The following is a 19,800-nucleotide window of genomic DNA, read 5'->3' as shown; positions in this document are numbered from 1 at the left end:
TAGGGTACCATAAACAAAGAATCTTACCACCAGTATGGATTCGATGGTACAGAAACCAGTGTTTCGCCTGTTCGCACATTGGATAGCGGTCTCGAGATCAGTCACCTCGTCCTCCGTGAAAATCCGGCGACCTCGTCTACGGGTTCTTTGACGACCGCTCGACAGGGCGTCCCCTCGACGTCTCGGACCTTCAGCGGGAACGCCTCGAGCCACACCTCGGTCTCTCCGATCGAATCCAGATTCACTAACCCCTCGAGGATCAGGACGTCCTGTTCGCCCAGATAGACGTTGACCTCGTAATTTCGCGTGTCGCGGGACTCGACGCCGACCGAATCGATCGCGAGCAACTCGAGATCCTTCTCCTCGACGAGCCAGCGCGCGGCCTCGAGGGACAGTCCCGGTCTCGAGTCCGCATCGAGTACTCCGGTCTCGAGGACCTCCTCCATGTGTCCCGTCCGCAGGATGAGCATCCCGTCGGGGAGCGGCCCCGACCCGAGGGCCGCCTCGAGGTCGTCGACGGTCGCGTCGACGCCGCGTTTCTCGAGGTCGATACACGCCGCTCGGCCTTCGAATCGCTCGAGGGAATACTCCCCGATACGTTTGCCGTCCTCGGCGAAGTAGTGCGCTCCCTGGACGTGCGTTCCGGTCTGCGTCGACAGCCCCAGGTCGTAGACGTACTCGGGATTCGATCCGGAAACCCGGTCGAACGGACCGGTAACCTCGAACGGCTGGTCGCCGGCGAAGTCGAATCCGTCCATCGGCATCGAGACGTCGACGAGGCGATACTCCGACATACCGAATCGTGTCGGATTCGACGCAAAAACTGTTTCTATACACCGATCGATTACTGTCGCGACCTCGTTCGACCCGTCGTCCTCGAGGGAAATCCACTCGAGAGTCGCGCCAGTCCGACGCCACGAGAGTCATCGAACGGTGAACAATGATTGATATGGTCGGTCGAACTATCCGGACCCGTGTCAACTCGCGACTCTCGAACGGGCGACGCTGACGACCGTGAGGAGCCGTCGGACGAACCGGTTACGATCGAGTTCATCGACCGAGAGACGGTCCGGATCGGAGGCGACCTCGAGGACGCGATCCTCTCGCTGTGCTGGTGGGACGAATCGGGCCGGGTCGGAACGATCTCCGAGCCTGTCGGCGGGGTCGACGGCGAACGCGTCGTCTCGGCGAGCGAGGAGTTCGGCGAGTTCGCCTACGGGCCGATAGTCACTGCCGTCGAGGGGTTTACCGACCGGACGCCGGCCGTTCCGGGAACCGGTGACCTCTCGGCTTCGAACCCCGACGTCGATTCACACGTCGCCGCCGTCCGTGGCGAGTACGATGGGTCTGCCGGGCTCGAGGATCCGTTTCCGTCCTGAAGCGACCGGCGGAACCGAGCGACCACCGAAACGACTTGGCCCCCGAAGTCGAACGTCCACGCGATGTACGACGCTATCCTGGTCCCGACCGACGGACGGGAGAACACAGATCGAGCGATCGAGGAGGCGATCGAACTCGCGACCGTCCACGGGGCGACGTTGCACGCGCTTTACGTCATCAACTCCGCGGAGATCGCGCCGGGGATCGACTTCGACGACCTGGAGCCGATCGGCGAAGAGGCCGTCGAGTACGTCGCGAGTCGGGCGCACGAGGCGGGCGTCGACGACGTTCGAACGACGGTTCGTCACGGCTTGCGTCACGACGCGATCCTCGATTACGCCGACCGAAACGACGTCGATCTGATCGTGATGGGACGAAACCGCGGGCTCGAGCGCTTGTTCAGAAAGAGCGTCTCCGAACAGGTCGCCAAAGAATCGGCGAAGCCGGTGTTGGTCGTCGAGTAACCCGCGGGCTCGATTCAGATCGAATCGGCGTGTGATGCGGTCTTGACGTAAGTCAGAGCGTTTCCGGTGCGACCACAACCCGTTCTGGGAGTCCATCGGTAGATCGATACAGCATTCCGTACGAGTACGGATCGTGGTGGGCGGTATCAAATGGGAACCGGTCCGGTCTGCCGCCTCGAGAAGTGCTTTTTGTCGGAGCCGGTTACCTCGAGTCGGTTCTCGTGGCACCCCGTGTTCCGAATCCGATCCGGCTCTGTCTCCTCTGGATCGGGATGGCGCTCGCCCGACTCGGGTTGATCAAACTCGAGCGGGCGCGCCGGACGACGGCGCTCGCGTGGCCACGGATCGTGACGGGGCTCGCCCGGATGTCGAAAAGCGCCGTCGACGTCGCGATGGTGGGAATTACCGTCGGATCGGCGGCGATCGCTGGCGTCGGCTTCGCCTCGCCGTTCTGGGGGCTCGCGTTCAGCGTCGGCGGCGGCGTCGCGGGGGGGACGATCGCGCTGGTCTCCCAGCGCTACGGCGCCGAGGCGTTCGATCAGCTCGGCCAGGCGGTCCGAACGAGTACGTTGCTCGCGGTCGTGGTTACGATCCCGATCACGGCGACGTTCTGGTACTATCCGACGGAGTTGATCTCGCTCATCAGCGACGATCCCGAAGCGGTCGAACTCGGCGCGAGGTATCTCCAGATCGTCGGATTCGGAATCCCGTTCGCCGGCCTCAACCTCATCGGGAGCCGCACCTTCGTCGGCATGGACGACTCCTGGACGCCGATGGTTATCCGCGCCGGGGGCGCCGTCGCGAACATCGGACTGAACGCAGTCTTCATCTTCGGACTCGGCCTGGGCGTCGCGGGTGCGGCGCTCGGAACAGTCCTCGCCAACGTCGCCGTGACCGCCGCGTTCACGATCGGCCTGGTTGGCGGTCGCCTTCCCGGGATCGGCGCCTTCCCCGTACGGATCGACCCGTTCGGAACGTACGTCCACGTGGAGACGGTTCGCGATCTGACGACGATCGGGTTGCCGGTTTTAGGGACCAACCTGGTCTGGACGATCGCCGAGTTCCCCATGCTCGCGATCGTCGACATCTTCGGCCAGGACACCGTCGCGGCCTACGTCATCGCCCGCCGGATCTGGGGGCTGATGAACACGCCCGGCTGGGGCTTCGGTCTCGCCGCCTCGAGTCTGGTCGGACAGGAACTCGGCACCGGCGACGAACGGCGAGCCGAGGAGTACGCCCGGGAGATCACCGTCTTCTCCGTCGCCGTCTACGTCGTCGCGGCCGTCATCGTCTTCGTCTTCGCCGAGCCGATCGTGCTCGCGTTCACCAACGATCCGGCGGAGCTGTCGGTGCCGACCGCCGTCTCGCTCATCTACGCCGCGTGTGTGGCAGTTCTGTTACAGGGAGTCTACCGCGGCGTCGAGGGTGCGCTCAGAGCCAGCGGTGACACCCGGTGGCCGTTCTACAGCCAGGTCCTGGGGATGTTCGGCCTCGCAATCCCGTTTGCGTATCTCGGCGCCGCCGGACTGTCGGTGTCCTCGCGAACGATCCCGATTCTCGAGGTCGCGACGCCGGCCGTTTCGATCGAACCGCTCGGTCTGGTCGGCCTCTACCTGGCGTTTCTCGCCGAAACCGCCGTCCCGGCGATCGTCAACACCTATCGCTTCTCGAGCGGCCGGTGGAAGGAGATTAGCCGCAGCTATCGCCCTGAGACGGCGCCGAGCGACGATTGATGCGGAATGCGGTGCCGATTAGGGGTGTAGCCAGACGGGTCGTCGCTGGGCCGATACTGACGAAATTGGCCCCGTGAGCCGTGATCTTCGAGCGGGTATCCGGTGGTGGCGGTGTTTTCTCGATCAGAGAAACCGGACCGCTTTTCATACCGATGCCAGAACGATCAGCTACAAGTGAGTGAGGAGATCGACCTATCCACGGTACTCTCGGTTCTCGACGACGAGTACGCTCGCGAGATCCTCACCCACACGAGCGTCGAACCCATGTCTGCTAGTACCCTGAGCGAACGGTGTGACGCCTCCCTGCCGACGATCTACCGGCGACTGGATCGCCTCGAGGAGTGTCGACTCGTTACCGAAGAGACGGAACTCGCACCGGACGGTAACCACTACAGCGTCTACAGCGCGAACCTCGATCGGCTGGAACTCTCCCTCGAGGACGGCGCGTTCGACCTCGAGTTGACCTACCGTGAAGAAGACGTCGCCGACAGGTTCACGAGAATGTGGGAGGGGATTCGATGACCGCGAGGACAGTCCGTATCGACGAGATCTCCGCGTTCGAGTTGTTGACCATCGTCAGCCTCTTTCTCGTCGCGCTCATGGGTGCGATAATCGCCTACCAGGCCTACCGTGGATACCGACGCAACGACGCGACGTCTATGCTGTATCTCGCCCTCGGTCTGTTGTTGCTCACCGTCTGTCCGTTCGTCGTAAACGTCGCGATCAATACGGTCACGAACGCAGACCATCTCGTCACGGTATTCTTCGAGAACGTGAGTCGACTGCTCGGCTTGCTCGCGATTACCTACTCGCTGTACGGACGCCACTGACGCTGATTCGACGACGCTCGTCCGTATTTCGACGCCCAATATTCGATTCTCGAGTGCCAACAACGGGGAGGGACGTTCTCGAAAACTCACCGAAGACCACGGGAGGGCCGAAGCAAATGCGGAATGGGTGTGGCCAAACCCGCCGGGGGCGTACGGGCGGACGCCCAACCGGCGGAACCGACGGGGGACCGGCTGACGGGGACAGGGGCTATGTCCACGAGGGCTGTCGTCGTTCGATCCACACGTCGGGTAGCGGGGGACCAACGAGGCGCGTTCGACCGCGACTCGCTACATCCCCTATCGACGCCTTTCGGCTGTCTCCTATTAGTGACCCCCGCGGATTCTCTGGGTCGGAAAATCCACTTCCGGTACGTGTTTCCGACGGGGCCGTCGTGTCACACCCACGACCATCGTCGCCGTCGACGCATCCGCCGTCTGTGAGGAATCCATCACGCCGTCTGTGACGAACTCGCCACACTGATCTGCGATGAACCCGCCACACTGAGTATCCCGGGCGGGTTAGGGCTGGCATGCAGTATCTCGTCGGCACCGAATCAGTTCATACGACAGCATCGATCTGCGATTATCTCGAGGACCGGATCTCGACGGCCGATTCGGTCGCCGTCCTCGCAGTCGTCGACGAGCCGTCCGCTCGTCGCGATCGCCAGGAGGCGCTGAACGTCGCCCCCGTTCGACTCGCCGTCGCGGGATCCGTCGATACCGAACTCCGGGAACTCGAGACCGGGGACGGCGGGACGACGACGGCGACGGCGTTGAGAGAAGCCGTTGCGGCGGTCGACGCCGACGAGATCGTGATCGGGAGCCACGAATGGCGTCCCGACGATCCCGACCGCGGTGACCCCTCCGATCTCGGCTCGACCGCTCGAGCGGTTCTCGCCGATGCGAACCGTCCGGTCGTCGTCGTTCCGGGAGCGACGCCGTAAACATCCGGATCAGACCGTCTCACGACCGAATCGTCGAGAGCCAGTCGAACGTCAGTTCGAGCAGTCGCGTCTCGGCGTCCGCCGAGAATAGGTGGCCTTCCCCGGCGACGGTCCGGAGCAGAACGTCCGTCTCGAGTCGCCCGGTTGCCTCGATGCTGTCGGCGACGGCGACCGATTCGTCCGCGGTTCCGTGGAAGATGGCAACCGGCACCTCGAGTGTCGACGCCACGTCCTCGAAGGGGTATCGATCGAAGTCATCGAAGAACCGTTCGTCGATCCGGTCTCCGGTTTCGAAGCGGTGCTCGCCATCGGCGGCGACGCTCGATCGATACGTCTCGAACGCCCGGTTGACCGTCACCGGCGCCCGAGTCACGATCGCCTCGACTCGATCGAGACCGGTTGCCGCGTGAAACGCGACCTTCCCGCCGAAACTCGAGCCGAAGAGGACGATCGACGACGGCTCGAAGTAGTCGACGACCGCTTCGAGGTCTGCGATCTTCTCGCTCACCCCCTGGTCGGCGAACGCGCCGTCGGACTCGCCACACCCTCTGAAGTCGAATCTGACAGCGTTGTACCCCTCCCCGACCGCTCGCGTACATCGTCGCTCGTAACTTCCCGACTTGTCGCTGAGAAAGCCGTGACAGCAGACGAACCACCGGTCCGACGGCGCCTCGTGGTGAACCGCGGCGATCGTCTGACCGTCGTCGACCGGGACGTCGTGGCGTTCGGTCATCGTGTGAAGTAATCACGCTGAGGGCCGTAATCGTTGCCGGTTCGTCCGGCGGACACCCTGGGATCGACCGATTTCCGGTGCATAACCGGCCGTGGCCATTCGTAGATCCGCCATAACTAATCCCTCGAGCACAGCACGTTACGCCGATGTGGCCATGGGAACACGCCGTCGTCGGGTATCTCGCATTCTCCCTGTTCAGCCGCGCGTACTACCGACGAGCGCCGACCGGACTCGAGGCGTTCGCAGTCGTGTTCGCGTCGGTGTTGCCGGACCTCATCGACAAACCGCTGGCCTGGGAGTTCGGCGTCTTCGAGTCCGGATACGCGCTGGGACACTCGATCTTCTTCGCGATTCCGCTCTCGATCGCCGTGAGCCTCCTCGCGAAACGAGCCGGTCGGACGAGCGTCGGGGTCGCGTTCGGGCTCGGCTATCTCCTCCACCTGCCCTCGGACGTCCTCTATCACTCGCTCGACGGTGAGGGTCTTCGAACTGAAGTGATGCTCTGGCCGGTCGATCCCATCGAATCGCCGGCCGAGCCCGTCGGGTTCGTAGGCGAGTTCTCTCGGCTGTTCGGGAACTATCAGGACGCCCTTCTCGCCGGGGATCTATCGACGTACATGTGGGTCCAACTCGGACTCGCCGGATTCGTGTTTCTCCTGTGGCTCGCCGACGGCGTTCCGGTCCTCAGGGAGTGTATCGCCGCCGGGTGGCGGGTACTCAGGGCGGCGGTCGGCAGGCTCAGCCGTCCCGATCCGGCGATCGAGGAACGGAAGTAATCGGTCGTCGACGTGCGGCCGGTCATCGAGACCGATCTTCGGGTAGGCCGGACCTACCAGAGCGCCCGTCCGTCTGCATTCGACGTCTTTTGGGTACGTCGTCATTTACTATCGTGTCGATTCCGATGAGTGTATAGACGTGATGAGCGATACGACTCGAAGCCACGACTCCGCGGGGACGTGGGCCCAGGCATCCCGTGTCGAGACGGTTCCCGTCGACGGGGAGTTCGCGCTCTGTCTCACCCACGACGTCGACCGCCCGTACAAGGGGTTTCGGTCGCTTTACTACGCGGCGAACGAGCGACCGGCCTACCACCTCCGGACGGCACTCTCGGGCTCGAACCCGTACTGGCAGTTCGAGAACCTGATGGCCCTGGAAGAAGAACTGGGCGTCCGTTCGGCGTTTTACTTCCTGAACGAACAACACCTACTCGCGAACCGCCCGATGAGCGAGTGGCTGTCCACGTCGAACTGGATCCAACACCTCGGCCGATACGACGTCGCGAGCGACGAGATCGCTGGCGTCATTCGCGACCTCGAGAACGGCGGCTGGGAAGTCGGTCTCCACGGTTCCTATCACTCCCCCGACGACCCGCACCGACTCCGGGAGGAGAAGGCCATCCTCGAGTCGATCCTCGACGGACCAGTCACCGGCGGCCGCCAACACCACCTGCGCCTCCAGCCGGACACCTGGCGCCACCACCGCCGCATCGGTCTCGAGTACGACGCGAGTCTGGGTTCGACGACGGAGTGTGGGTTCCACGCGGGATACCGACCGATCCGACCGTTCGACGACGAGTTTTTGATTTTCCCACTGACAATTATGGATCAAGCGCTTCCGGACCCCGGAACGCGGCCAAACGCCGCCCGGCGCGTCTGTGATCGGCTGTTGACCGAGGCGGCGGCGAACGACGCCGTCATGACCGTCCTCTGGCACCCTCGGTTTTTCAACGAACGGGAATTTCCCGGCCACGCACGGCTCTATCGCTGGCTCGTCGAGCGTGCCCAGGAACTCGGCGCCTGGATCGGCTCGCCCGCTCGACTGGTCGACGCGTTCGACCACCCTCGAGGCGGTCGGTCCGTTGCTTCGAGGCACGGTGAAGATACGTCCGCCTCCGCCGACGGCGACCGCCCCGTGGCGGACGACGCTGGGGGTGGGACACACCCCGGCGGCGAGTACGACGTCGAGCGAGCGACGGCGACGAACGAACCCGCAAAAGCTCGAGGTGAGCCATGAGAGAGAGTCGACTGATGGTCGTCCTGGTCGCGGGACTGTTGGCGGCCAGTGCGATCACGGGATTCGCCCCGCTTGCGGCCGGAAACACCGCTCAGGACGCATCGGTGGAGTCGTACGTCATCGAACAGGGAGCGTACTGCGAACCGATCGAACCGCTCCAGACGTCCGAGACGGTCGACTCGTTTTACGACTATCGAAACCACGTGACTCACCCCGACACCGACCCCGAGGACAGACAGTACAGCTCCTACGGGACGACACACCTTCAGGAGGACGACACGAGTATCCTGATGCTTCACGAAGGTGCCGACGGGATGAGTATCGTGATGGTCCACGACCAACTCCACGGCAACTCGAGCGGCGGTATCGTCACGTTCGACGTCGTCGGTCTCCCCGCGGAGTCAGAGTGGGTCGTCCAGGACGACAAGTACGACGCCGAAACGAACATGGTCGAGTGGGACAGCGGCGACGGTTGGGCGTACGCCTCCTGGATCTGGCGAGACGCCAGAACGGATGGCGGCGCGATCCAGGGCGGACTGAACGACGAGTTCGCCGTGACGGTCCAACCCGGATTCAACGAAGAATCGGAGTTCTACGGGAACGAGTCCCTGCACGATCCCGAGTGGCACGAGGACGGCGAGATCGATCGCTGGGAGTTCCTCTCCGGAGACGCCGACACGCCCGAGCGGATCGAACTCGCACTCGACGAGCCGGTCACGATTCGGACGGGTGCGTGTGACGAACCGTCGGTCACGTACGACCGGACGGACGATGGATTCACCGCCAGCGTAACCGATGCCTCCTCCGACGATCCGGTTTCCCTTCGCCCCTCGAACGACTCGAACGAGAACGTCAGCTTCGATCGGGTCGACGTCACCGGCCTCGAGGGCGACGCGACGTTCGAATTCGAGAACGAACAGCCGGCCGGAACCGACTCGCCCCACGAGGTCGCGTCGCTGTCGAACCTGACGGTAACGAGCGACCATGACGACGTCGCCGCGACGGTGACGTTCAGCGTCTCGGCCGATAGCCTCGCGGAGATCGGCTACCACCCCGAGGACATCGCACTCTACGCAACGGACGGTTCCGAGTGGGCCGAGTCGAACGCAACGGTAATCGATGACGGCGAGCACTACCAGTTCGACGCGGACGTCGACTCGATAGATGGCCTCGCGATCGCACCCACACAGGATGCAGAGCCGATCGACGAGGAGTCAGACGCCCTCTCCTCACCGGGAGTCGTCCACGTCGCCGTTGCCATTGCATTATTGCTCGCGCTCCTCCTCGGGACGCGCCGACGCCGAGTGGACCGATAGGGGCGCTCAAACTCGATCCGGTGAGAACCAATCGTGGTGGTGCTCGTCGGGTTGACAAACCCAAAGCCCGTGCGACGTTCGCCGAACCCACAACTGAAGGGGTCACAACTGAAGGGGTCACAACTGGACGATCCACCACTGGACGATCCACGACGAAACGAGCGACGCGGCACGAAGAAGTGGTCTCGTCGGAAACGAGGAGAGTAACCGTCGAGTCGATCCACAACATCCAGTTTTGGGCCGGCGATACGAACGGATTCGTTCGACCGAACCTGCTCGAGATTCCGTCCGATCGATCTCTCGGTCAGTTCCGTGCCGATCGATTCAGTTGGAGTCAGTTCCGTGCCGATCGATCGGTCTCAGTCGCTTCCGACCCCGACCGATCCGGCGGGTGTCGGTTTCGAACTGCGCCCGAACCGACAAAGCGCCTCGAGCCCGCCGACGCGGCCGTCTGCCGTCGCAACGTCGACGATGACGTTCGTCAGGTTCGCCTTGTCCGCGAGGAACGCATCACGTCTCCGTTGCCACGTCTCGCCGACGTCGTCCGAGTCGAGCAACGCCCTCGACTGGTCGACGACGTCCGCCACCGAGGTGACGTTGTGGATCAATCTCTGGTTCTCGAGTTCGACGAAGTTGCCCATGTCGTCGTCACCGACGAACGAGTTCGAGCGGATCGCAGGGGTCCCGAGCAACGCCGCTTCGGTGACCATCGTCTGCGTATCCGCGACCAGCAACTCCGCCTCGGCGAGCGCGTCGTGCATCAGTGCGGGATGAAGGTCGAACGGACGCGCAGGGAGCTTCTCGAGGTCGGTTCCGTCACCCTCGTCCGAAACGAGGACTGTCGCGTACTCGTCGAGCCGTTCGACGACGTGTCGGCGGGCGCTTCCGGTGAACCCCTCCTTTCCGACGTCGTGTTGTGAGCCGAACGCGTTGAGCCGGAGGATAACGTAGGGCTCGTCCTCCTCGACGCCGAGTCGATCCCTGATCGTCGAATTCGGTTCGTAGATCTCCGGGTGGAGGTAGGCACACTCCTTGAACCCCGGGAAGACGTAGTGTCGTTCCCCGAGGTTCTTTCGGAACGTATTCGGGGTGATGATGGTCCGTGCGAACGGCGTCGAGATTGTGTGATCAAACGACGCGGGTTCGGAGTCGATGAACAACACCGTCGGCGTTCCGACGACCGCGCCCGTGTGGGCCGCGTACCCGCCCATCCCGAAGACGAGGTCGGGATCGAACCGGAGCGCGAGGCGGATCGCCCGCGCGTAGTGTGCCGGGAGACGGCTGAGAAGCGATCCCTTCGTCGTTCCGCAGCTGCCGTACACCTCGTAGGGCAGATCGTACCACTCGAGGAGGTCGACGGTGCAGGTGTAATCGCGAGCCAGGATCAACACTTCGTGGCCCTGATCGCGAAGCCGCTGTACCGCGTGTTTGTACAGGTGGACGTGCGCCGGCGTGTTCGTGAAAAACAGGTATCTCATGCTGGAGGCCACGGTATCCTGCTCTACGAATGGAAGAGAGAGTGGATTGTTATCTGGGACATACCTTCAGGAACGGCCCACCGAAACGACGACAGCACGCGGATAACCGGGGTTTGGATGCTATCGTCGTCGTCACGGAGCCCCACGCCGGGGGGTAGCGAGCGTATAATAATGTGGATATGTTCCCTGTGGTCGGTAGATGCAGTCACACGGCGTTACAGAGACGAGCGTGGGGGAACCGGCGGAAACGCAGACTCGAGCGCTCGAGTCGTACGCCTCCGTCCTCGATTCGACGCTCGCGTACGCACGCAGACGAGACTATATTGGCCCAGATTACGGCGACGGCATGAGCAGTCAGCACCTCCAGTCGCTCCCGTTCGAAAATCGGATGCTCAACCTGGTCGTCCAGGAAGTCGTCAAACGGACGCCGATCGACGTCAGGCCGCTGTTGGGCGTCGAACACCGGAGAAATTACAAGGGCGCCGCGCTGTTCGCGATGGCCAACCTGAACTACCACCGATTGGTCCACGAGTACGACGCCCCGCTCGAGCCGGCGTTCGACCCGATCGGCGAGGCCGATAGGCTCGCGAACTGGCTCGTCGACGAGCGGATCACGGGGTACAGCGGCTTTTGTGGGGGCCACCGCCACGAGATGCAACATTTTCACACCAAAGGCGTTCCGAGCGATCCGGACGTCGTCTCGACGACCTACGCCGTCAGAGCGCTCCTTCACGCCGCCACTCTCGACCCCGAGTACGCCGACCTCGCTCGTACCGCGCCATCGTTCGTGATCGAAGACCTGAACTACCGGGAGGATTCCGAGGGTGCGAAGATCGACTACCACATGAACCACCCCGACGACTCCTACACGCTGAACGCCGCCGCCCTCGGTGCAGGGATGTTCGTCGACCTCTACGATCGGACCGGCAACGAGGAGCTTCGCGACCGCGCGACGAAGATTTTCGATCACGTCGCCGCCAACCAGACCGACGTGGGCGGGTGGCCCTATCGGCTTCCGGCCGACGCCTCCCACCTCTCGATGGACAGCCATCACAACGGCTTCATCATCGAATCCTTCCAGCGCTATCGCGACGTCGTCGACGAAGATCGGTACAGCGAGACACTCGAGGACGCCCTCGAGTTCTACCGCTCCGAACTGTTCGAACTCGATGGCGCACCCAACTTCGACGAATCCAACGCCTACCCCCGCGACATCCACGCGAGCACGCAAGGGATGTTGGTGTTCACCCGCGAGGGCGACCTCGAGCTCGCCGACAGAATCCTTCGCTGGGTCCTCGCGAACCTGCAGGTCGATGAGGGGCAGTTCTACTACCGGCAGTTTCGCCACCACACGAAGCGAGTCACGCTGATGCGCTGGTGTCAGGCCTGGATGGCCTACGCGCTCTCCGAGTACCTCCTCGCCCGTTGTGAGGCAGACCGTTCCCCAGCGGTTTGAGCCGGCAGACGCAACCCCACTACCCCATTCCTGTCCGTCGTCGACCGTCGAACTCGTCCGTCCGACACTGAGTTCGCTCGAGTATTCTCTTTGTTGTGACTCGACTGACACCCGAGTACGCACGCGCCAAACGGATATTCGTGACACTCTTTGGCCGGTTACTGTGTGGATAACAAGGTCGTTAACAATCGAATCGGGGTTCAGAATGGACGTCACACGAATCGATCTCGAGGACTGGCGCGAGGCCCTCCCGTCGACCGGATACGAGATCTTCCACGATCCGGATGCGCTTCGCGTTCTCGACGATCACACTGACGCGACGCTTCGGTTGTACGGCGCCTACAAGGGACAACAGTCGGTCGGCCTCCTCCCCGTCTTCGTCGGCGAGCGATCGATCGGACGGACGGCGTTCTCGCCGCCCGTTTCACTGGGCGTCCCTCGTCTCGGGCCGATTCTCGACCCCAACAGTCCGAAACCCCGCAAGGCCGAGCGGATCAACGGCGAGTTGGTCTCCGCGGTCGTCGACGACCTCGAGGTCGACAGCCGATCGACGCTCTTTCGCTCGTCCTGTCAGATCTACTACGACGACCCGCGACCGTTCGCCTGGAACGATCTCTCCGTCGAGCCGAAGTTCACGTACGTCGTGGACCTCGAGGGATGTACCGACGTCGAGGACGCTATGGCTGGCTTCAGCAAGAGCTTGCGAAACGAGATGCGCCGACTCGACGAAGTGGATCTCACGATCCAGACCGAGGGAATCGACGCGGCGTTGCGAGTGTACGACGACGTCGTCGACCAGTACGCCGAGTACGACGACACCGCGCCGATGTCACGTCCTTTCTTGCGTGATCTTCTCTCGACGCTCGAGAACGACCAGTGGCGGGTGTACGTCGCTCGAGCGCCCGACGGCACCTACCAGAGCGGCATCATCACGCTGTTCGCGCCGGAACTCGCCTACTACTGGCAGGGCGGTGTCACCGCCTCTTACGACCACGTCAGCGTGAACAACCTCCTCCACCGGGCCATCTTAGAGGACGTGGTCACCGATCCCGCCCTCGAGTCGGTGATAGGCTACGACCTCGTCGGCGCGAACACCGAACGCCTCTGTGAGTACAAAGGCAAGTTCAACGGCGAGTTGCGCCCGTACTACGTCGTCGAGTCCGCCGGCCTCGAGATGTCGCTCGCGAAAACGGCCTATCGGACGTTCGCCGGCATGAAGTGAAACCGTCGGTCAGGTCGAGACACGGGGGACGATACAGCAGTTGGCGGTGGCGATGTTGGGACGACCGGTGGCACCGGATGCGTGCTCGAGGAGTCGCGCACACTACTCTCGGAGAGATGGGTATCGGAATCGACTGGGGTATCGTGAGAGCGGACTTCGAGCAGAGTGGGCCGATGATTCTGAACCACGGTCGGAGGATTTGAACAGCGCCCGAGAACCTGCTCACTGCGTTCGCAGAACGTCGGTCTCGTTCAAATCCACCGAATTACACACCTATCGCTCACGAATTTGTGAGTGATAGAGGTATGGGGTCGGAGGGAAGCTCTCTAGTGCCGTTTTGGAGGCTGAAAAGACTTCTAGCGATTTATTGCCCCAGGATTTAGAGCTAATCATAGTTTTCAATATCAAGTTTCAGAGTGTATTCAGATCGCAGTTCTTCGAACTCGTCCCGCTCGGTGGCCCGGTAGTAGTGACGGCGGATCGTATTCGCCGTCGCGTTCACTCGAGCCGCGACGATCTCGATCGACAACCCCTGAAGCAACTGCCAGGTGATCGAACCAGTTCTGATCGCGTGCGGACTCCGCGAGGATGGACACTTGCTCCCGTGGTTTCGTCGAGTATAGTCGCACGTCTCTCGGCGTTCTCCGTGCGGACACTGAATGACTCGACAGGGTTGCGTACCGAGGTACGACCACGCTCGAAACGTCGTATCCGACGGTCTCCCCTGTCGACCGACAAACAGCGGTTCGCGACCTTCGTCATCGCGCTTGTCGAAGCGCTCTCGAGCGACGTAGGTTCGAATCGCCTTCACGACTGGCTTCGAGATACCGACGACGCGCTCCCCGTCATCTTTGTTCTTCAACCGCGTTGGCGGGCGGTGTCGGAACTCGAGCGTCTGTCGATCGGGATCGAAGTCACCGAGGTCGAGCGCCCGAATGCCACTCATCCGAGCACCCGTGTGCCAGGCGATTTCGAGAAACACGTGTTCCGGGCGGCCGAACATCTCATTCGATGAACGATAGAACGACAACAACGCGTTCGCATCGTCGGGATCGAGCTTCGTGTCGTTCGACTCCTCGTCTTTCGAGAGCGTCGGGATGTTGATCTTCTTGGGGAGCTGGTGATCGACGACGTCGATCGACGCGCAGTAATCGAGCAACTGCTTCACGGCCATCAGTTGCCCACGCAACGTCGTCGGGGCGAGGTCGGCGGCCTCGCGCGCCGCCCGGTACTCGTCGAGATCCCACCCGTTCAGTTCGGACATCGACTCGATGCCCTCCTCTTCCGCCCAGTGTACGAATCGGGTGAGCCGGTTCTGGTAGCTCCGGACGGTCTTTTCGGTGTTCTCCTGCTTGCGCCGGGAGAGAAACCGGTCGCGAGCCTCGCGGGGTGATAGGTCTCGGCTCACGACCAATCATCCTCCTGAATCGAGTCGCCTCGAGTCTGGTCGAAAATCTCTCTCATCTCGGCCATGTCCGCGTGGATTTCGTCGAAAACTTCCTCAGCGATCTCGACGAATTCGATCATCACCTCGTCGGTGATGCCGACCTCGACGGTCGTGGTGTCGCCGATGAATCGAACGCGCTTGACGTCCTCCGCGTCGTCGACGATCTCCATCTCACGGACGTAGGCGACCGACTCGTCCGGTACGGAGTCACGTCCGTTCAAGCGTGCTCACCTCCGGCCTCGAGACCGTGCTCACGGGTTTGCTCGTACGCGGCGGTGATCTTCGTCGCGCAGGATTCGCAGACGTACCCTTCGGGGGTGATCGTCTCGGCGTCGCCGTCGCAGGTCGGCGTATCACAGCCGCCGATTCGGACGGGCTCAGAACTCATCGGCCCACCTCGTGGCTGTCACTGGGTTGATTGCAAGCGGTACTCTTACTGTATCGAAGCGTCCATTCGTGCATGGTCTCAGTGTATTGGGACCGCGGACTCACCGCGCGCGCCGCTTGCTGGAACATGGGGCGCGTGCGGTTGTCGTCCGTCGGTAGTTCGTTACGTCTCGTGGCGACCCTCTTAGCTTCTACCGGGTAGTTTCCGATTTTCCGATAAAATAGAATCTGGCGAATTACAGACCCACCAACCTGTTCTCGGACTCGCCGGTGATTTCCGATACTGTTTCCGGTACTCCTCGAGTCGGCCGTGAGCTTTGGGCCGCGGTCAATACTGTGCGGTCGATCGGGGGCTTTTTCCCCCGTTGCATCGTGCGATTGCATGCTTCCGTACCTCAGTTACGGAGGCCAGCGGGCCGGTGCCCCTAACACCGGGTCCGCGTTTCTCTCGAGGACCCGACCGGGTACCGGCGGGTCCGTCTGGCTTCCGGTGCCCCCACCCAAACACCCTGACAACTTAAATCTAATCACGAAACCGTGTTTTTAGAACACAGTATGGTGTTCAATTGATTGGAATAATATCTCTCACGGGAGTAGCGACGGTTAACCGTGTCAATTCGAGAACGACCAAGTTGGATGTCCCGCGAAGATTATCGTATTCTCGAAGCACTAGCTGATCCAGAGATTCTGCAAGTCCAATCACCTGCTATAGTAGCCTATAACCTTGATCTCACTCGTTCTCATGTTTCTAAACGATTGAAGGTGTTCACGGATCACGGTCTCGTCAAAAAAATCGAAGATGGGCGATATCAAATTACGGGCCGTGGTAAGGCTTATCTCTCAGGGCAGTTGGAGAGTGGCAACCTAGAGTAGTTTGGACGAGAAACACTAATAATTGAGTTCTGGGATTTCTACCGGGAGATTGATCCTATCATTGTTGTAATTATGCACCCCTAGTATTGAAACATTAAATTACTATTTCGTACTGGAGATTGAAACTACATAACATTCATGTAGTGAAAGTCACAAGGGCTTACATATGACTTCAGACGGTGGACCTGAATCAGAGCAGTTTGATTTTGCCTCTGATGATTTCCAAGACTATTTCACCCAGGTTATTGAGGATGTGGTGGAGAATGAGGAGTTCATATTAAAATTCTTTTCAGATATGCGAAACCATAATGCGAAGGGTGACGAAATACAACCCTTCATGAATTCCTTCTTCGATTCTAATCAATATGCATACATATTTTTGTCAATGTGCACTATGAATGATGGCCGTGATTACTTACAGGGGTTTTCAAGTGAGGTAGACAGTGAGTTAGTTGAGCAGGCAGTTGAGATATGGGACTCAATAGAATGGGCATCAGAATGTGCTATTGCATACAATATGGCAACTCAGGATCAAGAATACTGGACTTCAAAGTCATTGAGTTTCATTAATAATCCAGAAAACGAGACGTTAGCTACAATAAAAATGTCGTTCGGTGTAGACACATTTATGGATGCTACGGTACCTCTTGATGTCTTAATTGAAGATTCTGTGGCGAGGCTAGAATATACAAATAACTGGTGGTCTGATCAGGAATCTGATCAGCTACCGAGACTACATGAACAAGATATCGATCGAATAAAACACCTCCCAGATAGATTAAGGACTATTGCAAAGGATCTGGAGGATAATTTGGAAAGATACAGAAAAATCAATAGCTCAATGGAGGAGTAATCATGAAAAACTCGTCTCCCGAGTCTAATGATGAAACTGATATGGATAGAGAAGAGACAGTTTTGGAATTTATGGATCCATTTGAGAGTGGTCGTGTAGATGGGAAGTTAGGAAGTCAATACCAATACCAAAACCCAGAGCAGTTTGAGAGACTGCGACGTGAGATGATCGCTCAATTTGAGCTAACGAGAGAAGAATTTGCTGAGGCGAAAGAAATTGAGCGTTTACAAGAGGAAGTGAATCAATTACGGAAAGAAAGAAATTCATTACGAAAGAGGTTGCCAGATTCAGAGGACACCAAGGACTACGAATCAGATGCTGAATCAAATGATGATATGACAATCTCTAATTCACAAAATCAAGACAATCAAGCACTACAACAATGGGTAGCTGTGCTTGGACAAGTCAGTTTTGTACTAATAGGTGTGGCAATTGCACTCTCGTCCCTTCTCGGGCTCAATCTGCCTTTTCCTAATGACTTTATTTTGACCGTTCCTATATGGTTCACTATTGGTTTTCTATTCCTCATCTATGAGCGACACCTATTATCCCAACTAGGTGACGGTGTTTGAAATGGCGTATATAAGAACATCTACTGAGGAATTTTTTGAAATAATTTCCTATGACTTGTTCTTAACAGGGATTGGTTTTACTGTCACTGGTACATTAACTCACTTTAGTGATTCTCCATTAACTGCAGAAATGGGCGCAGCAGGCTCTTTTCTGATTTTGCTGGCTCTTTTGTTTTGGAGGGTTCAGAAAAGTGTGACAAAAAGAGAGAGCCAACTAACTGACCAACATACTCAGAGTGTGACTGAACAAAATAGAAATTGAATTCTGTCGATCTTCATTCGCATTCCATTCTTGTTGCTATTAATTCCGATTCACCCGGGATATTGAGTGTCTGCTAATCTTTGTTTTTAATTGATGGAAAAGTCGGACGATCTTAGTTCCCGAACTGCACTGTTGGCGATCTCTCAGTTACGAGGTAGTGGGCACCGATCAGATCCGTTTCCACCTCCGTCCGTTTGTGCTTCGCATCCATTCCGTCCGGGACAGCAACGGAAAACAACGCTTCACCGCCGAACGTGCTCTCGTGTCGTCGTAGACGCCCCGTGAACGCTTTCGTCTCGCCGATGTACGCTAACGGCGGTACATCTCCCTCGTACCAGATACGATAGACACCCGCATCGGGAAGATCCGGCTCGAGTCGATCCTCGAGCCGGTACGGCCCGGACCACTCGAGGCCTATCCAGTCGGGCGCGGTCACATCGTCGACGTTCTCCCATGGGACCGGTCCGCGGCCGGGTTCTGCGTTCGGTTCTGTCTCGCCGTCCTCGATCGGCCCGCCGACGTAGCCGTCACTTCGGTATCCCGATTGCGAGTATCCAGGAATGATTCGCCCGAAGTTCGCAGTCGGGCTCTCACCCATTTCACGGCGTGCTATCGCGATGAGTGCCTCCTCGAGCCCCTTCCGATCTTGGTCCGTGGAAGCGAGCGCTGGCGTTGCAGTCGATACCTCGAACGCTGATCCGTGTTCGTTTCGGACCGCCCACAGACACGGAGCGGCGGTATGTGGGTCTCGAAACGGCATTTCCTCGGAGTAGGTGTTTCGCGCCAGGGCACTCACTCGACCGCGTGTACTCCGACCAGTTTGGCCGATGTACTCGAGGCCGTCACGGTCGCGGTGTCGCACGCGGTAGAGCCCTGGATCGGTCGAAATCGCTGTCAGCTCGTCGTCGCTCGGATCGAGAGATAGCCAGTCGGACCAACTTATGCCCATCCAATCGTCAGCATACAGCTCTCGTTCGTTCATGTTGTTCGTTACACTAAGAAGGAATCTTACTCTCATAAATCCCTCAGCCGTGTCAGCGTAAGTAAAATTCAATACCTCAACAACAAATTGGCATGTGTGCTTAGTCCGTGGACTCTTCCGATCCGGTTGATAGGGAGAATGGTTTCTCATCTCTCAACAGAAACGGAGGTTGAAGAGAATTTAAATGGTGAATTTTCGGGTGACCAATGGGAGGTGGAAACATTTGAGGGAGAGACGGTTTTGGTTAAGATCTCTACAATTAGTGTTCGACCCAGAGTAAGCCACAGCGGGTTACCAGAATCGGACTACGTTTGGGGGCGGAATTTCCGTGACAACGCGACGGTGACTGAACGAATGCGTTCAATTTTATTCAATGAGTGGATGACGGAAGTGCGTTTCAAAGTAATAAATGGGGAACCAGAAGACCTGAGGCCACAGGGATTGAACTTATGGTACGCATCTTTCTTGTCAAGTTCTGCTATCGCCTTAGATGAACGTGAAATTGTCACTAGAGCAGTTGCAATCACTGACGAACACGAAATGTATTCAAACAAACTTGAAACACGAATTGTCTATGATGGGTCTCCAGCAGATTATACTGAAAACTTGGAGAAAGTAATGGACAATATCCAATATATGCAAAACAATATGCGTAAAATAGCTAAAAATTACTTGATGAACATATATTCCCCATCAAACGAAGAATGGGATGATAAAGAACGTGCACAGGATTTGGTATCGTATCTATATGGCGATGAGGTGGATTTATCTTATGTTGAGTCAGGCGTCAAACAATTGTGGGAGAATCCGCCAGATAAAGGCCCGGATCGGGATTAAATAATCCTACACCATCTA

General features: G+C 59.1%; 23 protein-coding genes. 16 read left to right on the top strand and 7 right to left on the bottom strand.

Annotated features, from left to right (window positions below; translation table 11 throughout):
- Positions 1–101 precede the first annotated feature (101 nt).
- Positions 102–794, bottom strand: coding sequence for a cyclase family protein (locus AB7C87_RS01965; protein ID WP_369727721.1), 693 nt, complete (start codon positions 792–794; stop codon positions 102–104).
- Between the two features lie 180 nt (positions 795–974).
- Here AB7C87_RS01965 and AB7C87_RS01960 point away from each other — a divergent pair, with 180 nt between their 5' ends.
- The 6 genes from AB7C87_RS01960 to AB7C87_RS01935 all read left to right on the top strand — a co-directional run bounded on the left by AB7C87_RS01960 (position 975) and on the right by AB7C87_RS01935 (position 5,351).
- Positions 975–1,379 carry a hypothetical protein gene (locus AB7C87_RS01960; RefSeq protein WP_369727720.1) on the top strand — a complete coding sequence of 135 codons (405 nt, stop codon included), beginning with the start codon at positions 975–977 and terminating at the stop codon, positions 1,377–1,379.
- Between the two features lie 63 nt (positions 1,380–1,442).
- Complete coding sequence (locus tag AB7C87_RS01955; protein WP_369727719.1) at positions 1,443–1,844, top strand: universal stress protein; 402 nt, start codon at positions 1,443–1,445, stop codon at positions 1,842–1,844.
- 272 nt (positions 1,845–2,116) lie between these two features.
- Positions 2,117–3,577, top strand: a complete 1,461-nt coding sequence (locus tag AB7C87_RS01950; protein ID WP_369728371.1) for an MATE family efflux transporter — start codon at positions 2,117–2,119, stop codon at positions 3,575–3,577.
- A 174-nt stretch (positions 3,578–3,751) separates the two neighbouring features.
- Positions 3,752–4,099, top strand: coding sequence for an ArsR/SmtB family transcription factor (locus tag AB7C87_RS01945; RefSeq protein WP_369727718.1), 348 nt, complete (start codon positions 3,752–3,754; stop codon positions 4,097–4,099).
- A complete protein-coding gene (locus AB7C87_RS01940; protein WP_369727717.1) occupies positions 4,096–4,407 on the top strand; it encodes a DUF7521 family protein in 312 nt (103 codons plus the stop codon). The genes AB7C87_RS01945 and AB7C87_RS01940 overlap by 4 nt, the downstream gene beginning before the upstream one ends.
- A gap of 530 nt (positions 4,408–4,937) precedes the next feature.
- Positions 4,938–5,351, top strand: a complete 414-nt coding sequence (locus AB7C87_RS01935; protein ID WP_369727716.1) for a universal stress protein — start codon at positions 4,938–4,940, stop codon at positions 5,349–5,351.
- 19 nt (positions 5,352–5,370) lie between these two features.
- On the opposite strand, the gene AB7C87_RS01930 is transcribed toward AB7C87_RS01935, so the two are convergent.
- A complete protein-coding gene (locus AB7C87_RS01930) occupies positions 5,371–6,084 on the bottom strand; it encodes an alpha/beta hydrolase family protein (RefSeq protein ID WP_369727715.1) in 714 nt (237 codons plus the stop codon).
- Positions 6,085–6,230: 146 nt separating this feature from the next.
- On the opposite strand from AB7C87_RS01930, the gene AB7C87_RS01925 reads away from it, so the two are divergent.
- From AB7C87_RS01925 to AB7C87_RS01915, 3 genes are all read left to right on the top strand, one after another.
- Positions 6,231–6,860 (top strand): metal-dependent hydrolase, encoded by a 630-nt coding sequence (locus AB7C87_RS01925; protein WP_369727714.1) that lies wholly within the window; start codon positions 6,231–6,233, stop codon positions 6,858–6,860.
- Between the two features lie 142 nt (positions 6,861–7,002).
- On the top strand, positions 7,003–8,097 hold the full coding sequence (locus AB7C87_RS01920; protein ID WP_369727713.1) for a polysaccharide deacetylase family protein: 1,095 nt from the start codon (positions 7,003–7,005) through the stop codon (positions 8,095–8,097).
- Positions 8,094–9,413: a hypothetical protein gene (locus tag AB7C87_RS01915; protein WP_369727712.1), complete on the top strand. Its 1,320-nt coding sequence runs from the start codon at positions 8,094–8,096 to the stop codon at positions 9,411–9,413. Before AB7C87_RS01920 ends, AB7C87_RS01915 begins: the two co-directional genes overlap by 4 nt.
- A gap of 359 nt (positions 9,414–9,772) precedes the next feature.
- On the opposite strand, the gene AB7C87_RS01910 is transcribed toward AB7C87_RS01915, so the two are convergent.
- Entirely contained in the window at positions 9,773–10,891 is a 1,119-nt protein-coding gene (locus AB7C87_RS01910) for a DUF354 domain-containing protein (protein WP_369727711.1), read from the bottom strand.
- Between the two features lie 199 nt (positions 10,892–11,090).
- On the opposite strand from AB7C87_RS01910, the gene AB7C87_RS01905 reads away from it, so the two are divergent.
- Both AB7C87_RS01905 and AB7C87_RS01900 read left to right on the top strand, forming a co-directional pair.
- Positions 11,091–12,347: an antibiotic ABC transporter permease gene (locus AB7C87_RS01905; protein WP_369727710.1), complete on the top strand. Its 1,257-nt coding sequence runs from the start codon at positions 11,091–11,093 to the stop codon at positions 12,345–12,347.
- A 205-nt stretch (positions 12,348–12,552) separates the two neighbouring features.
- Complete coding sequence (locus AB7C87_RS01900; RefSeq protein ID WP_369727709.1) at positions 12,553–13,569, top strand: GNAT family N-acetyltransferase; 1,017 nt, start codon at positions 12,553–12,555, stop codon at positions 13,567–13,569.
- A 385-nt stretch (positions 13,570–13,954) separates the two neighbouring features.
- On the opposite strand, the gene AB7C87_RS01895 is transcribed toward AB7C87_RS01900, so the two are convergent.
- From AB7C87_RS01895 to AB7C87_RS01885, 3 genes are read right to left on the bottom strand one after another with little or no spacing between them, the layout of a single operon-like run.
- Positions 13,955–14,977 (bottom strand): tyrosine-type recombinase/integrase, encoded by a 1,023-nt coding sequence (locus tag AB7C87_RS01895; protein ID WP_369727708.1) that lies wholly within the window; start codon positions 14,975–14,977, stop codon positions 13,955–13,957.
- Positions 14,974–15,237, bottom strand: a complete 264-nt coding sequence (locus AB7C87_RS01890) for a hypothetical protein (RefSeq protein WP_369727707.1) — start codon at positions 15,235–15,237, stop codon at positions 14,974–14,976. Before AB7C87_RS01890 ends, AB7C87_RS01895 begins: the two co-directional genes overlap by 4 nt.
- Positions 15,234–15,404 carry a hypothetical protein gene (locus AB7C87_RS01885; protein WP_369727706.1) on the bottom strand — a complete coding sequence of 57 codons (171 nt, stop codon included), beginning with the start codon at positions 15,402–15,404 and terminating at the stop codon, positions 15,234–15,236. Before AB7C87_RS01885 ends, AB7C87_RS01890 begins: the two co-directional genes overlap by 4 nt.
- Before the next feature lie 608 nt (positions 15,405–16,012).
- Here AB7C87_RS01885 and AB7C87_RS24240 point away from each other — a divergent pair.
- The 4 genes from AB7C87_RS24240 (at position 16,013) to AB7C87_RS01870 (ending at position 17,963) form a co-directional block, all read left to right on the top strand.
- On the top strand, positions 16,013–16,276 hold the full coding sequence (locus tag AB7C87_RS24240) for a winged helix-turn-helix domain-containing protein (protein ID WP_502259788.1): 264 nt from the start codon (positions 16,013–16,015) through the stop codon (positions 16,274–16,276).
- A gap of 166 nt (positions 16,277–16,442) precedes the next feature.
- A complete protein-coding gene (locus tag AB7C87_RS01880) occupies positions 16,443–17,129 on the top strand; it encodes a hypothetical protein (RefSeq protein ID WP_369727705.1) in 687 nt (228 codons plus the stop codon).
- A gap of 2 nt (positions 17,130–17,131) precedes the next feature.
- Positions 17,132–17,701 carry a hypothetical protein gene (locus AB7C87_RS01875; RefSeq protein ID WP_369727703.1) on the top strand — a complete coding sequence of 190 codons (570 nt, stop codon included), beginning with the start codon at positions 17,132–17,134 and terminating at the stop codon, positions 17,699–17,701.
- Positions 17,688–17,963 (top strand): hypothetical protein, encoded by a 276-nt coding sequence (locus tag AB7C87_RS01870; RefSeq protein WP_369727702.1) that lies wholly within the window; start codon positions 17,688–17,690, stop codon positions 17,961–17,963. Before AB7C87_RS01875 ends, AB7C87_RS01870 begins: the two co-directional genes overlap by 14 nt.
- A 112-nt stretch (positions 17,964–18,075) precedes the next feature.
- On the opposite strand, the gene AB7C87_RS01865 is transcribed toward AB7C87_RS01870, so the two are convergent.
- Positions 18,076–18,945 (bottom strand): GIY-YIG nuclease family protein, encoded by an 870-nt coding sequence (locus tag AB7C87_RS01865; RefSeq protein ID WP_369727701.1) that lies wholly within the window; start codon positions 18,943–18,945, stop codon positions 18,076–18,078.
- 138 nt (positions 18,946–19,083) lie between these two features.
- Here AB7C87_RS01865 and AB7C87_RS01860 point away from each other — a divergent pair, with 138 nt between their 5' ends.
- The gene (locus AB7C87_RS01860; RefSeq protein WP_369727700.1) at positions 19,084–19,782 is read left to right on the top strand and encodes a hypothetical protein; all 699 of its coding nucleotides are present in this window, start codon (positions 19,084–19,086) and stop codon (positions 19,780–19,782) included.
- Positions 19,783–19,800 lie beyond the last annotated feature (18 nt).

It is taken from the genome of Natrarchaeobius versutus, assembly GCF_041205745.1.
Lineage (GTDB): Archaea > Halobacteriota > Halobacteria > Halobacteriales > Natrialbaceae > Natrarchaeobius > Natrarchaeobius versutus.
This window is presented reverse-complemented; position numbering and strand designations above follow the sequence as displayed.

Bases quoted from the DNA above. Each gene is read 5' to 3' on its own strand.
- AB7C87_RS01920 (WP_369727713.1), top strand. From the start codon at position 7,003: ATGAGCGATACGACTCGAAGCCACGACTCCGCGGGGACGTGGGCCCAG.
- AB7C87_RS01925 (WP_369727714.1), top strand. From the start codon at position 6,231: ATGTGGCCATGGGAACACGCCGTCGTCGGGTATCTCGCATTCTCCCTG.
- AB7C87_RS01900 (WP_369727709.1), top strand. From the start codon at position 12,553: ATGGACGTCACACGAATCGATCTCGAGGACTGGCGCGAGGCCCTCCCG.
- AB7C87_RS01875 (WP_369727703.1), top strand. From the start codon at position 17,132: ATGAAAAACTCGTCTCCCGAGTCTAATGATGAAACTGATATGGATAGA.
- AB7C87_RS01935 (WP_369727716.1), top strand. From the start codon at position 4,938: ATGCAGTATCTCGTCGGCACCGAATCAGTTCATACGACAGCATCGATC.
- AB7C87_RS01955 (WP_369727719.1), top strand. From the start codon at position 1,443: ATGTACGACGCTATCCTGGTCCCGACCGACGGACGGGAGAACACAGAT.
- AB7C87_RS01940 (WP_369727717.1), top strand. From the start codon at position 4,096: ATGACCGCGAGGACAGTCCGTATCGACGAGATCTCCGCGTTCGAGTTG.
- AB7C87_RS01950 (WP_369728371.1), top strand. From the start codon at position 2,117: ATGGCGCTCGCCCGACTCGGGTTGATCAAACTCGAGCGGGCGCGCCGG.
- AB7C87_RS01880 (WP_369727705.1), top strand. From the start codon at position 16,443: ATGACTTCAGACGGTGGACCTGAATCAGAGCAGTTTGATTTTGCCTCT.
- AB7C87_RS01930 (WP_369727715.1), bottom strand. From the start codon at position 6,084: ATGACCGAACGCCACGACGTCCCGGTCGACGACGGTCAGACGATCGCC.
- AB7C87_RS01910 (WP_369727711.1), bottom strand. From the start codon at position 10,891: ATGAGATACCTGTTTTTCACGAACACGCCGGCGCACGTCCACCTGTAC.
- AB7C87_RS01860 (WP_369727700.1), top strand. From the start codon at position 19,084: ATGGTTTCTCATCTCTCAACAGAAACGGAGGTTGAAGAGAATTTAAAT.
- AB7C87_RS01915 (WP_369727712.1), top strand. From the start codon at position 8,094: ATGAGAGAGAGTCGACTGATGGTCGTCCTGGTCGCGGGACTGTTGGCG.
- AB7C87_RS01865 (WP_369727701.1), bottom strand. From the start codon at position 18,945: ATGAACGAACGAGAGCTGTATGCTGACGATTGGATGGGCATAAGTTGG.
- AB7C87_RS01905 (WP_369727710.1), top strand. From the start codon at position 11,091: ATGCAGTCACACGGCGTTACAGAGACGAGCGTGGGGGAACCGGCGGAA.
- AB7C87_RS01885 (WP_369727706.1), bottom strand. From the start codon at position 15,404: ATGAGTTCTGAGCCCGTCCGAATCGGCGGCTGTGATACGCCGACCTGC.
- AB7C87_RS01965 (WP_369727721.1), bottom strand. From the start codon at position 794: ATGTCGGAGTATCGCCTCGTCGACGTCTCGATGCCGATGGACGGATTC.